This is a genomic window from Leptolyngbya boryana PCC 6306 (assembly GCF_000353285.1).
GTDB classification, from domain to species: Bacteria; Cyanobacteriota; Cyanobacteriia; order Leptolyngbyales; family Leptolyngbyaceae; genus Leptolyngbya; species Leptolyngbya boryana.
Map to the genome: position 1 here is coordinate 140,486 of NZ_KB731324.1, position 12,907 is coordinate 153,392.

General features: G+C 46.5%; 11 protein-coding genes. 5 read left to right on the forward strand and 6 right to left on the reverse strand.

Translation table 11 applies throughout. The annotated features are described in order from the left end of the window. Positions 1-36: 36 nt before the first annotated feature. From galE to galK, 4 genes are all read left to right on the forward strand, one after another. Positions 37-1,101, forward strand: coding sequence for a UDP-glucose 4-epimerase GalE (gene galE, locus LEPBO_RS0100655; RefSeq protein ID WP_017285591.1), 1,065 nt, complete (start codon positions 37-39; stop codon positions 1,099-1,101). 3 nt (positions 1,102-1,104) lie between these two features. Further along, the gene (gene galT / locus LEPBO_RS0100660) at positions 1,105-2,205 is read left to right on the forward strand and encodes a galactose-1-phosphate uridylyltransferase (RefSeq protein ID WP_017285592.1); all 1,101 of its coding nucleotides are present in this window, start codon (positions 1,105-1,107) and stop codon (positions 2,203-2,205) included. A gap of 79 nt (positions 2,206-2,284) precedes the next feature. Next, positions 2,285-3,448 carry a M24 family metallopeptidase gene (locus LEPBO_RS0100665; RefSeq protein WP_017285593.1) on the forward strand — a complete coding sequence of 388 codons (1,164 nt, stop codon included), beginning with the start codon at positions 2,285-2,287 and terminating at the stop codon, positions 3,446-3,448. Between the two features lie 10 nt (positions 3,449-3,458). Continuing rightward, positions 3,459-4,544, forward strand: a complete 1,086-nt coding sequence (gene galK / locus LEPBO_RS0100670; RefSeq protein WP_017285594.1) for a galactokinase — start codon at positions 3,459-3,461, stop codon at positions 4,542-4,544. 133 nt (positions 4,545-4,677) lie between these two features. Here the strand turns inward: galK and LEPBO_RS0100675 are convergent, their stop codons facing one another. The 4 genes from LEPBO_RS0100675 to LEPBO_RS0100690 form a co-directional block, all read right to left on the reverse strand. Beyond that, positions 4,678-6,183: an aldehyde dehydrogenase family protein gene (locus tag LEPBO_RS0100675; RefSeq protein ID WP_017285595.1), complete on the reverse strand. Its 1,506-nt coding sequence runs from the start codon at positions 6,181-6,183 to the stop codon at positions 4,678-4,680. A gap of 70 nt (positions 6,184-6,253) precedes the next feature. Next, positions 6,254-7,171, reverse strand: a complete 918-nt coding sequence (locus LEPBO_RS0100680) for an NAD(P)-dependent oxidoreductase (protein ID WP_263970845.1) — start codon at positions 7,169-7,171, stop codon at positions 6,254-6,256. Positions 7,172-7,376: 205 nt separating this feature from the next. Continuing rightward, a complete protein-coding gene (gene hpsU / locus LEPBO_RS0100685) occupies positions 7,377-7,973 on the reverse strand; it encodes a hormogonium polysaccharide biosynthesis acetyltransferase HpsU (RefSeq protein ID WP_017285597.1) in 597 nt (198 codons plus the stop codon). Beyond that, positions 7,970-8,896, reverse strand: a complete 927-nt coding sequence (locus LEPBO_RS0100690) for a glycosyltransferase family 2 protein (protein WP_017285598.1) — start codon at positions 8,894-8,896, stop codon at positions 7,970-7,972. Before LEPBO_RS0100690 ends, hpsU begins: the two co-directional genes overlap by 4 nt. Before the next feature lie 170 nt (positions 8,897-9,066). On the opposite strand from LEPBO_RS0100690, the gene LEPBO_RS35710 reads away from it, so the two are divergent. Beyond that, complete coding sequence (locus tag LEPBO_RS35710) at positions 9,067-10,587, forward strand: hypothetical protein (RefSeq protein ID WP_017285599.1); 1,521 nt, start codon at positions 9,067-9,069, stop codon at positions 10,585-10,587. A gap of 193 nt (positions 10,588-10,780) precedes the next feature. Here the strand turns inward: LEPBO_RS35710 and LEPBO_RS0100700 are convergent, their stop codons facing one another. Then, positions 10,781-11,482: a response regulator transcription factor gene (locus tag LEPBO_RS0100700; RefSeq protein WP_017285600.1), complete on the reverse strand. Its 702-nt coding sequence runs from the start codon at positions 11,480-11,482 to the stop codon at positions 10,781-10,783. Positions 11,483-11,798: 316 nt separating this feature from the next. Further along, positions 11,799-12,842, reverse strand: a complete 1,044-nt coding sequence (locus LEPBO_RS0100705) for an MraY family glycosyltransferase (RefSeq protein ID WP_017285601.1) — start codon at positions 12,840-12,842, stop codon at positions 11,799-11,801. Positions 12,843-12,907 lie beyond the last annotated feature (65 nt).

The following is a 12,907-nucleotide window of genomic DNA, read 5'->3' on the forward strand; positions in this document are numbered from 1 at the left end:
CATTCTATGATTTGAGCGATCGCTCAGGAGGCTCTTGTGTCATCCCCAACCATTTTAGTCACGGGTGGAGCTGGTTATATTGGTTCCCATGCTGTTTTAGCCTTGCAGCAAGCAGGCTACGACGTTCTTGTCTTAGATAATTTATCGAATGGACATCGAGAATTAGTCGAACAAACATTGAACGTGAAGCTGATTGTGGGAGACACAAACGATCGTCCTTTACTCGATCGCTTGTTTTCTGAAACTGCAATATCAGCTGTGATGCACTTTGCAGCCGATATCGCAGTTGGTGAGTCAGTCAGCAATCCTGCTAAGTACTATCGCAACAACGTTGTCGGTACATTAACGCTGCTTGAAGCAATGGTGGCAGCATCAATCAAGCAGTTTGTTTTTTCATCCACCTGCGCGCTTTACGGCATTCCAGAGTTTGTTCCGATTACTGAGGAGCATCCCCAAGCTCCGATTAGTCCCTATGCGATGACCAAGTGGATGGTAGAGCGCATCCTGCATGATTTTGATGTTGCCTATGGCTTGAAGTCAGTCGCTTTTCGGTATTTCAATGCTTCTGGAGCCGATCCCGATGGACGATTGGGAGAAGATCACGATCCTGAAACGCATCTGATTCCACTAGTCTTGCTCGCTGCACTAGGGCAGCAAAAATCGATTTCAATTCTGGGTACTGATTATCCCACTCCTGACGGAACTTGCATTCGAGACTATATTCATGTCAGCGATTTAGCTCAAGCGCATGTATTAGGCTTAAAATACTTGCTCGATGGCGGAAATAGTAATGTATTCAATTTAGGCAATGGCAATGGTTTCTCGGTACGGGAAGTGATTGAGACGGCGCGGCAGGTAACAGGAAGACCGATTCAGGTGATAGAACGCGATCGTCGTCCAGGCGATCCGCCGATTCTAGTTGGGAGCAGTGAGAAAGCACGCCAAATTCTAAAATGGCAGCCTCAATATGCTGATTTACGGAGTATTCTGAATCATGCGTGGCAATGGCATCAAAAGCGACATGCTCAACAGCCTGATCAGATAACTTCAGCATCAGAAGAGATGTCTTCCCCGTCTATCGAAACCCTCGCGCGCCAATAGAGTATGTATTCTCAAACTTTGCTCAAACCGGATGGTCGCAAACTGACCCTTTATAGTCGAAATGCGATCGCTGAAAACATCATTGCTCCTAGCCCAAGCCCTGAGCCGATTCAGGCAAATCCTCATCTGCGATGGCATCCCTTGCGCGGCGAGTGGGTCTGTTATGCAAGCCACCGTCAAGGGCGAACCTTTATGCCGCCTCCAGAATACAATCCCCTAGCTCCAACCCGTGATCCTGAATTTCCAACCGAGTTACCCCAAGGAAACTATGATGTCGCAGTGTTTGAAAATCGGTTTCCTTCGATGCTAGTCACAGCAACAACTGCGCCGCATGAAATTGTTGAAACGCTCCCTGCGAATGGTGCTTGCGAAGTTGTTGTCTTCACTCAAGATCCGCAAGCTTCCCTAGCATCGCTGGAATTAGATCACTTAGAGTTGCTCATCCAAGTTTGGGGTGATCGCACTCGTGTGTTGAGCGAAGTTCCTCAGATTCAGTATGTTCTCCCGTTTGAGAATAAAGGAGTCGAAGTTGGTGTTACACTTCATCACCCGCATGGGCAAATCTATGCTTATCCTTTTGTGCCGCCTGTTCCAGCTCGCATGGGACAGCAGCAGCAAGCTTACTATCAAAGCCACCAGCGCGGACTATTACAAGATCTCATTCAGCAAGAAATTGCGGATGATCAACGAATTTTGTATCGGGATGAAGTTGCGATCGCGTTTGTTCCCGTCTGTGCCCGCTATCCTTACGAAGTTTGGGTCGCTCCGATTGAGCCAGTTGCAACCTTGATGGATTTAACGCCTGAGCAGCGTGAAGGGCTAGCAAGAGCGCTCAAAACGGTCACGTTAAAATTTGATGGTTTGTGGCAGCGATCGTTTCCCTACCTTATGGCGTGGTATCAAGCGCCGATAGATGGACAAGCACATCCTGAATGGCACTTACATGCAGAGTTCTATCCGCCTTACCGCACCTCAGATCGACTCAAATATCTAGCAGGCACAGAACTAGCAGCAGGTATGTTTGCGAATGATGCCCTTCCCGAAGATAAAGTCAAAGAACTACAAGCTGTGACAGTCCATCTAGAAGAGAGAGTAAAGATTTAAGAGGATATTTGAACAGAGCTAATGACAGCGATCCGTATCTCAAAATCAGGAGAACACCCTCAAAACCGGGAGAATAACAATGCAGACCCAACTCAGAAACCATTCCTCAACGCTCAGCCAGCAACGCAATGCGGAGATCGAACAAAAACTAAGCTGGATGCGTAAAGCGCTGTATGAAACTCATGCAACTGGTCTACGCTTGCGCGGAATTGATTGGTTTTCCTGGGCAACAGCAGGCGGCTCGAATATGGTTTTGCTAGCTGCTGAAACAGGTGTTGCTGAAGTACTTGTGACTTTGGACGGAGCTTGGATTTTGACAGATGAAATCGAAGCTCAGCGGCTTCAAGACGAAGAAATCCCTGCTGGATCTGCTTATCAGTTCGCCGTCAACCCTTGGACAGAGATCGATATTCGAGAAGCTTTTGTGCGAGAGACAACTCAAGGCGGACGAATCATCAGTGATTTACCCTTGATGACTCTCAACGATCGCCCTATCCTAGCAGAAACATCTCTGCCGAATACGTTGGTAAATCGTAAACGATCGCTGTTGCCTAGTGAAGTCGATCGCTATCGCCAAATTGGAAAACTCGCTAGCGCAGCCATGACCGAAGTGCTGACCCAGGCTCGCCCCGATTGGACAGAAGTGCAACTTGCGGGAGCGGGAGCTGCTGCTCTTTGGACAAGAGGACTTCATCCTGCTTTGACTCTAGCTGCTGGAGAACAACGTCTGCAAAAATATCGCCATACGCTTCCTAAACAAGAAAAAATTGGACGAGCTGCGATGCTAGTCTTTTGTGCGCGTGGATTCGGTCTATATGCCAATCTCACCCGCTTTGTTTACTTCGATCGTCTCTCAGAGACAGAAGCAAGCTTACACCATCAAGTTCGAGAAATTGAAGCTGCGGCGCTCAATCAATGTCGAGTGGAAACGCCCCTAGATCAGATTTATCTCACTTTACAACAAGCATACGAACAGCATGGTTATCCAAATGCGATTCGTGAACATCATCAGGGTGGAACAACTGGGTATTTATCCCGTGAAGTGATTGCAACTCCGACTACAAGCGATCGCTTAGCTGCAAATACAGCGATGGCTTGGAATCCCAGTCTATCAGGAGCAAAAATCGAAGATACCTTCTTGCTCCATGAAGATGATCATCTCGAAAATCTCACCCTTGATCCAAACTGGAATAGCATCGAAGTGCATCAGCAACAACGTCCTCTGCCTCTAGAACGAATCTAGTTTGACTGATATGAGTACAGCCACTACATTTACATTTGAGCAAATTTTTAACGCTGCTCCCGATGTGCAAGCGATCGCACCCGGACGAGTGAATTTACTCGGCGAACATACTGATTACAATGACGGCTTTGTTCTGCCCACAGCAATTCCCCAACATACTACGGTTTGCCTTGGAACTAGCTCCGATGATCAATTTCACATTTACTCTCACGATTTAGAAGAGCAAGTCAATTTCTCTTCGCGTGATCCGATTCCTCAAGGATTTAGTCGCTATGTGATCGGCTGTATTCGTGCGATCGAAGAACAAGGTATAGTTATTCCACCGCTGAATATCTTTGTCACGTCTTCTGTTCCGATTGGTTCTGGTTTATCGAGTAGTGCTGCGTTAGAAGTGGCGATGCTACGTGCGTTACGATCGCTTCTCAATCTCAAAATTGATGATGTTCAGATTGCACAGCTTGGGCAGTATGCAGAACGAACTTTTGCTGGCGTACAGTGCGGCATTATGGATCAGATGGCATCAAGCCTAGCTGATTCTGAGCATCTTTTATTTCTTGACACGCGAACACTCGATCGAGAATTACTGCCATTTCCAGAAGGATCTACATTTTTGGTGATAGATAGTGGGATTCCGCGCACGTTAGCAGGGAGTGGATACAATCAGCGTCGGTCAGAATGTGAGGAAGCAGCAAGATTGCTCGGTGTTCCAGCGCTGAGAGATGTTCAGGATGTTAGCGCGATCGCTGCTTTACCGAGTCCGCTCCAAGAACGTGCGCGTCATGTCATTACAGAAAACAATCGGGTTTTAGAAGCACGCCTTGGGGTATCTGCTCAACGTTTTGGGCAATTGATGAATGCGTCTCATGCAAGCTTACGAGATGACTATGATGTGTCGGTGGAAGGCTTAGATTTACTTGTCGCAATCCTGCAGGAGACCCCAGGCGTATTAGGAGCAAGACTGACAGGTGCAGGATTTGGAGGGGCTTGTGTAGCTCTAATTGATTCTAATGCTGAGCTTAAAAATGCGATCCAAGCAGTTCTCGATCGCTATCATAACGCAGGCTATACTGGCAAAATCTTAGTTGATCGTACTTAGAGGGTGCTTTAAGAGATTGGTAAATTAGCTTGCGTCAAAGGTTCCGACGTGTGACCTGCCTCCGCCCCGAATATTCCGGGGCAGGCAAATGCGTCTCAACAATTACTTTTAAAACATCCTCTACGATCTTTAGCTAGAAAGGATAAACACGCGGTGTATGTTGCACCGTGATCCAATGGTCAGTGGTAAATTCTTCAACCACCCAACTGCCTCCAAATCGACCAATTCCGCTATTTTTCTCACCGCCAAACGGTGCATTCGGTAAATCATTCACAGTCTGATCATTGATGTGTGTCATGCCTGCTTCGACTTGCAGTGCAAACCGCAATCCTCGACCTTCATCACGAGTAAATACTGCACTCGATAGTCCATATTCAGTCGCATTTGCGATCTGTAGCGCTTCTGTTTCGTCGCGTACTTTCAGAATTGAAGCGATCGGTCCAAACATTTCCTCGCGTGCCACTCGCATTTCATTGTTTACATCAACAAAGACATGCGGCGGTAGGACTAATCCTTCTGGTTCACCGCCTAACAATTGACGAGCACCCTCTTGATGAGCCGATTCGATATGCTCTAGCAGTGAATCTAGCTGAGCTTGATCAATAATTGGACCAATCACAGTATCCGGATCATTCGGGTCACCGACTTTAAGAGCGCGAACTCGATCGACAAAGCGATCGACAAATTCATCATGCACCCGCTGATCAACCACAAAGCGATTGATGCTCATACAAATCTGACCGGAATTCAAGAACTTACCAAACACCGCAGCATTCACAGCAAGCTCTAGGTCTGCATCATCTAAGACAACAAATGGACTACTTCCACCGAGTTCAAGTGACACTCGTTTCATAATTGGGCTACTCATCGCGAGTTGTCCAATATGCCGCCCTGCTTTAGTTGAACCTGTAAAGGTAATCACTCGTGGAATCGGATGCGTCACAAAAACATCACCGATCTCACTAGCTTTTCCAGCAATCACACTAAACACACCCGGCGGAAGACCTGCTTCTTCATAGATTTTGGCAAGGATTAAACCACCAGAAATCGGAGTGGTCGAAGGTGTCTTTTGCACAACTGCATTACCGAGTGCTAGCGCGGGAGCAATCGATCGATTCGCAAGGTGTAGCGCAAAATCCCAAGGACTGACAACCCCAACAACGCCCACAGGTTGACGATACACGCGACTTTCTTTTCCAGGCAGGTCAGCAGGTAGCACATGACCTTCTGCTTGATACGGAATTCCAACCGCTTGCTGCATGAGCGCATAAGCCGCTTGCCATTCGAGCATCGCTTTATTGCGCGGGCTGCCTGCTTCTCGAATCAGCCAAGAGACAATTTCTTCTTGACGCGCTTTCATGATTTCGGTAGCTCGCTGCATGACTCGTGATCGCTCACTCGGTAATGCCTGTGCCCACTCAACTTGAGCTTTCTTCGCCGCTTGATAAGCTTCCTGAATGTCTTGTTCACTCGCAGCTTGAAATTCAGCGATCGAGGTTTTGCGATAAGGATCGATCAAAGTAACTTTGTGTTCAGAGCGACCTTGTACCCAGCGTCCACCGATAAATAAGCGATCGAGACCTGTGTAGGGAGTAGGTGCAGTCGATTGAGGGGGGCGTTTTGGAGCGGTAGCAGTCATGGTAGCTTCTCCTGATTAAAACGTGATTAGCCAAAAAATGATTGGTTAAAAAGTGATGGAAATCTGCAATTTAAGGTGCAATCGTTACATCTGCTTCGAGTTCCAGCATTTTGATAAATGCAGACGCATTTTCTTCGCCCCATCCTTGATTTACAGCGGCTTTGATGGTTTCTCGTACGGCGACTGCCGCAGGAGTTGGAGCGTTTAGATCTTGAGCAAATCGAGCAATCAAGTTGGCATCTTTGAGTAAATGTTTGAGTGCAAAGCTCGGTGTGAAATCGCGATCGATGAGGGTCTGACCCATTCCATCAAACAGCGGAGAACGAAAATCAACCCGATGTAGCACATCTAAGACATCTTTCGGATTTAGTCCTGCTTTCGTTGCTAGCACCAGTGCTTCGCCAAGGGCTTCGATTTGAGTTGCTACGATCGAATTACCTACAAGCTTCATTGATGCGCCTTTGCCTGTGTCGCCCATGTAGTGAACAGATTCGCTCATTGCATTGAGCATCGGCTGCACACGATCGAAGACTGCTCGTTTTCCGCCAACTACAATCCACAATCCACCTGCCGCCGATTCATTTTTACTCCCAAACACTGGAGCATCTAGAAACTCAACTTGTTTTTCTGCATAAGCTGCGGCTTGACGCTGAGATGTACTGGGATGCACGGTACTTTGGTCGATCGCGACTTGTCCCGATCGTACATTCGATAAAATCCCATTCTGTCCAAAGACGACTTCTTCAACGACCTGATCATTTGCAAGGCAATAGAAAATTACATCCGCATCTTGGACGGCTTGAGCAGGAGTTTCTGCTTGAGTTGCACCCTTTTCGACAAGTGCCTTTCCGGCTTCTGGGCTGCGATTCCAAACAGTCAGAGAATATCCTGCTTTGAGTAGATTAGCTGCCATACCACTACCCATCGTTCCTAGCCCTAAATAGGCAATTCGTTCCATGAAATTGTCCTTGCATGAGGTTGAAGCAATCCTGTTGCGTAAAGATTACTCTTGGAGCAACTGAAGCAGTGAGTCCAGAAAACTTCGGGAAAGGAGCAATCTTTTCACGCAACATCAGATCATCCTAGAGACGCAATTGATTCTGCTCCTCTAACGAACGAGAGAGAAACTGGAATTCTCTGCACAATTCTCAGAATCAATATGCTCTAGAACGATAGGATACTTCGCGATTCCTCTAATGCACTCGCATCTCTCGCAAATAGTGAGATCGACAAGGAGACCCCCAACAAACTGATTGCGCTGGCATCGACTTGAGTACGGTGCTCCGCGCCCCAATCACTGCATTGGAACCAATCTGCACTCCCGGCGCAATAAAGCAATCTGTCGCAATCCAGACTCCATGCCCAATCTCAATCGTTTTTGTGACGAGTCCAAACGCGCGATCGCTCAAATCATGGCTTCCCGTACACAGATAGCTCTTTTGTGAAATCACACAATGAGAACCAACCGAAATACGATCGAGACTATAAAACACGACATTATCGCCAATCCAGCTATAGTCCCCGATCTCAACTTTCCAGGGATAAGTAAACCGTGCCGTCGGACGAACGAGCACCCCTTTGCCAACTTTTGCCCCAAATAGTCGCAACACGGCACAGCGAACTTGATTCAAAGGTTGAGGAGTGATGGGAAATACAATCGATTGAACCAACCACCATAGTAAGACATACCAGCCTGGACGACCGCGATCGTACCAGGATTGATCATAACAATGTAAATCGACGAGCGGAGGCGCATCTATGTCGATCGCAGACCCTTTCAAACTTGTCATGATTCTGGCTGTACGATCGGAGTTGGATTCGGTTTCGGGGTGTTTAACGTTCCCCCAAACTGCTGTAGCTCATACAGCTTCACCCCAATTTGAAACTCGTACTGGCTGAGCAACCGTGCATAGATATAGCCTGCTCTCCCATCTAGAAATCCAAGCCGGAACACATAAGCAAGTAAGAACCTTAGCGTCGGTTTGAAGGGCAATCTTACCCAGATCCGCTTCAAAAATCGCTTGCGCTGTACCGAATCGCCAAAGAAATTTGCACCGATCGTTCCTTGATCGTCTTTGCCATTGAGCAAATTCAGGTAAACCTTCGCTTCCCAATTAGAATAGCGATTGTGTCGGTCTAGCCAGTGATAAAGATCTTTGAAGTCAATGTGGAGCATATCATTTTGCAGATAGCCCACTTTCTCAGACATGACAACATGCTCATGGACTTCGTTGTCACCCGTGTTGCGAATTGCTTCAGTGCTGAGGTTTTCGTAGCGACCTTTCGCATGTTTAAACAAGCGCAAATTCCAGTCGGGATACTTGCCACCGTAGCGAATCCATTGTCCTAAGAAGAACACACGGCGATTCAGATAGTACCCTTCGTACTCTGGATTTTGAATTGCAGTCTCGATCTCATCCCACAGTTCTGGTGTGATCCGCTCGTCGCAGTCTACAATCAACACCCACTCATTGCGAAATGGAAGATTTTCCAGGGACCAATTTTTCTTCTTCGGCCAGCGTCCATTGAAGTGAAACTGCACCACATTCGCCCCATAGCTCTCTGCAATTTCCACAGAGCGATCGCTACTTTGCGAATCGACGACAAACACCTGATCCGCTCGCGCAACACTTTCTAGACAAGCGGGCAAATTTGCTTCTTCATTACGAGCGGGAATTAGAACAGAAACTGGGAGTTTAGAGAGACTAGACATAATTCGGGTGCAGAAAGGGCTTGACGCAACCACGTCGCTCCCAGTATTCCCAATCCAATTTTGGGATCACACTCAAAAGTCTTGTCCAAAAACTCTTGTAAATAACGCCCGATCTTCTGGTGAAAACTCGCTTGAATAGATATTGAGGTAATCACGGATAGGAGTAGGTTATGAAACTATTCACGATCGGCGATAGTGTTTCTCAAGGATTTATGTCAGGAGCCGCTGCTCGAACGGATCTTGCTTATTCAACGCTGATTGCGCGAGCAATGAAACTGACTGATTATCGGTATCCGAAGCTGTGGGGAGCAGGCGGATTACCGTTGAATTTAGAGAATGTTCTGCGTCAACTGCAGGAGACATACGGGACAGATATTTCTGCGTTTGAGTGGCTCTCGGTTTTACAACCACTCGGAAAAATTATTGATAGTGTAGAAGACTACTATGAGCGCGGTCAGGGGGCTGAAAACCAACCTGATCCGAGCGGAGTAGAGTTTTATCACAATGTTGCAATTCAGGGATTTGATGTTGCAGATGCTTGGTTAGTCAATGCTGAAACCTGCAAAACAGAGATCGACAGCAATCCGAATGAGAAAAAAGACAATACGTTTGGATTTCCCAGTGCAACGTTTTATCGGACTGCGCTTAAAGTCCTCAATCCTTCACTGAAACCTCAGTTCGACCAGTACACTCAGTTAGAATGGCTAAGACATCATGCGACTCAAGAAGGAGTTGAAAATTTACTCTTGTGGCTTGGTGCGAACAATGCGTTGGGAACAGTATTGGGATTGAGCATTAACCAAACACCAGGGACAGGTTCGCGATCGCTCTTATCGCTCTCCCGCGAACAGCGCGAAGCTTGGAACCTTTGGCATCCCAATGATTTTGCAGTAGAGTATGCTGAGCTTCTCGATCGCGTTGATCAGATCATGCAGAACAGTCGCAATCAAAATTTTAACGTCTTTGTGGGAACCGTTCCGCTCGTGACGATCGCACCACTTGCGAAAGGATTTGGAGAGACGATGAAAATTGAGGTTGAGACAGATTTCAGTGATAGTCAAGAAAGCTATATTTACTATAAGTACTACAGTTACTTCTTCCGAGAAGAAGAGGCAGTTCGCAAAGGAAAACAAGTATTCTTAACTTTGAATGATGCAGTGTATATCGATAACTGCATTCGGCAATACAATCAAACCATTAAGAAGCTGGTCGCGCAAAAGAATCAAAACTATTCTCAACCGCGCTATCACATTGTTGATCTTTCAAAAGCACTTCAGGACATTGCATTTAAGCGAAATGCGGGGCAGGTCAAATATCAATTTCCAGACTATTTCAACTTTAAGTATCCACCTGTGAATACGAAGTATTATCATGCTGATCAGCAAGGACACTTAAAGCAAGGTGGATTGTTTAGCTTAGATGGTGTTCATCCTTCCGCGATCGGGCAAGGACTCATTGCCTATGAGTTCCTCAAAGTGATGCAAAAAGTCGGTGTCGTTCGCCAAATTAACTTAGATTGGGAAGCGATCTTTAAGAGCGATCAGCTTTACAGCGCTCCAATTTCGCTCATGCACGAGTTGTATGAAAACGATCGGCTTTCAGAGTTCTTCATCGATTGGATTGCTGGCAAACCCGCAGCTAGAACGGAAAGCTTCCACTTAAAGGCAATGGCGGAAGATAGCACACTATAGAGATCGTAGTGCTCAATCGGTTGAAAGTTGGGGAAATAGGGAAGTGGGTAGCAACTTTCTCCATTTCCCAACTTGCAAGATCTTGTCAATCAAACAGGAGTGCTATATCGAGCGCAGCAGGAACTCCGACATTTTGCAAAATTTGGAGTTTCACATTGAGGCTCAGAATTGCTCAAATTTATTTGTCTAAGTCCTACAGTGGAATCCGAAGCTTTAACTTACCGCGCAGCAAATTAATTTTTGATGGATTCAAATACTCTTGCAATCCTGAAACTTCATTCAACAGCGATGTACTGCGAGCACATTCTTCTTCTAAGATTGCAATGTAGCGATCGAGATCTTGATCGGAGATATGTTGTTTCAACATATAAGTCGCGATCGTAATATTCGAGACAGGATGCCGTAAGCCTTGGGATAGCTTCTGCAACAGCATACTATTCATCTCAGCTAGCTCTTGACTGGTTTGGAGTTGCTTCTCAATGGATTGGGCAGCTTGTGCTTGTGCCTCAGACTGACGAGTTAAGCGATCGTACTTATTTAAGCAACTCTGCACCGCGCCGATCAGTTCTTCTTGAGTAAAAGGCTTGGTCAGATAATCATCTGCGCCCAATTCCATTCCCATTCGCACATCTGTGCGCTCAGAACGCCCGGTCAGAAAAATAAACGGAATCGTTGCCGTTTCAGCCTGCTGACGTAATTCGCTCAACACCGTATAGCCATCCATTTCAGGCATGACGACATCACAGATCACAAGGCTCGGCAGTGCTTCTTTCGCCAATTGCAACCCGGCAACACTACTACTCGTCGTCAGTGCTTGGAAACTTTGAAGCTCTAGAATCTCTTCAATATTTTCTAAGATTTCTTGATCGTCTTCGATCACTAAAACACTGTTCATTGACTATCCCAAGGTAAACTGCACTGGCTAGCAATCCGCTTTCTCTGCCGAAGCGATGAGAGCAAATCTGTCGAACTTGCCCTTGTAGATCAACCCCTTTGAAGCCTATCGATCAAGGTTTGCAAATTTACTTTCGCCAAACTTAATCGCTATACAGTACATCCTACACAAGAACTTGACCAATTTCAGTATCTTTTCGTAATTTCTTTAAGCTTTTGTGAAAGAGATTGAGAGAGATCATAGAAGATTTCAGCAAAATTACTGACTGTATCTCTCTCCATCTCGTTAAACACTGTCCAATCTGACTATTTTTTCGTCATCCAGCTCGGGTTCCCATAATTAAGTTCCGAACAGACGAATAGATTACCGTTCGCATTTTGATGCCTTGCTGATGGCTCAGATATCTTTCTCCAAGCGCGATCGCACAGACAACTTCGCTCAAACTGAGCCATGCTCCAAATTCCTGTAGAAAATGTAAATTCAGCGCGATCGCAAGCGTGACCAGAATATAAGTGCTAGCAACTTGAGCGTGGTTCCAGCCCGATTGCTGTAGTCTCTGATAAAGGTGAGTGCGATGCGGCTGAAAGATATTCTCTTTCCGAATCACACGCCGAATCAGCGTGTAAATCGCATCTGCAATCAGTGGTAATGTAATCGCTAAAGATGACCAAGCCTGCACCGCACCACCAGACTGATTTAGCAGCGAGATTGCAATCATCGCGCCCAAAACAGTACTGCCGACATCCCCCATGAAAATTTTGGCAGGTGACCAATTCCACCAGAGAAAGCCGAGCAATGAAATCGCCAGCAGCGCGAGCATTGGCTGGTTATATTCGATCGCTAAGTACGTGAATTGCACAAAAGACACGCCTGCAACTAATCCATCTAACCCATCCATAAAGTTATAGAAATTGATCAGCGCAGTCATCCCAATCATGGTTAATGCAATCGCAAGCATCGCTCCAACCATGCCCAGTGGAGCTAGCCAAGGTTGAGGAAAAGGACTAAACGCTGCGATCGCAATTCCAGCAGAGCTAAGTTGTACAAGATAGCGAATTCGAGCGGGAACATCACCGCGATCATCGAAAAAGCCAACAATAATTAACGGAATTAAAGCCGCCCAAATGAATAACGCATTGCTAGCAGTGAAGGTTTGCCAATCCAGCCACGCTAGCATAGCGCTCACGAGAGCAAATGCAATCACAAACCCAAGTCCTCCTCCACGGGGTGTCGGTTGAGTATGCGAACTGCGATGGTTTGGCACATCAAGAAGATACTGACTGAGATACTGTCTAATCGAGGCGACTAGCACAAAACTCAAGCCACCACTTGCCAGTAGCAGACTGGGAAAAATATTCATAGGAACGAAACCGAAACGATTTTTTGAGCCGCTTTTAGATAGACCCCTTCAGCTTTTTTTACTTC

Bases quoted from the DNA above. Each gene is read 5' to 3' on its own strand.
- galT (WP_017285592.1), top strand. From the start codon at position 1,105: ATGTATTCTCAAACTTTGCTCAAACCGGATGGTCGCAAACTGACCCTT.
- LEPBO_RS0100665 (WP_017285593.1), top strand. From the start codon at position 2,285: ATGCAGACCCAACTCAGAAACCATTCCTCAACGCTCAGCCAGCAACGC.
- galK (WP_017285594.1), top strand. From the start codon at position 3,459: ATGAGTACAGCCACTACATTTACATTTGAGCAAATTTTTAACGCTGCT.
- LEPBO_RS0100675 (WP_017285595.1), bottom strand. From the start codon at position 6,183: ATGACTGCTACCGCTCCAAAACGCCCCCCTCAATCGACTGCACCTACT.
- hpsU (WP_017285597.1), bottom strand. From the start codon at position 7,973: ATGACAAGTTTGAAAGGGTCTGCGATCGACATAGATGCGCCTCCGCTC.
- LEPBO_RS0100690 (WP_017285598.1), bottom strand. From the start codon at position 8,896: ATGTCTAGTCTCTCTAAACTCCCAGTTTCTGTTCTAATTCCCGCTCGT.
- LEPBO_RS35710 (WP_017285599.1), top strand. From the start codon at position 9,067: ATGAAACTATTCACGATCGGCGATAGTGTTTCTCAAGGATTTATGTCA.
- LEPBO_RS0100700 (WP_017285600.1), bottom strand. From the start codon at position 11,482: ATGAACAGTGTTTTAGTGATCGAAGACGATCAAGAAATCTTAGAAAAT.
- LEPBO_RS0100705 (WP_017285601.1), bottom strand. From the start codon at position 12,842: ATGAATATTTTTCCCAGTCTGCTACTGGCAAGTGGTGGCTTGAGTTTT.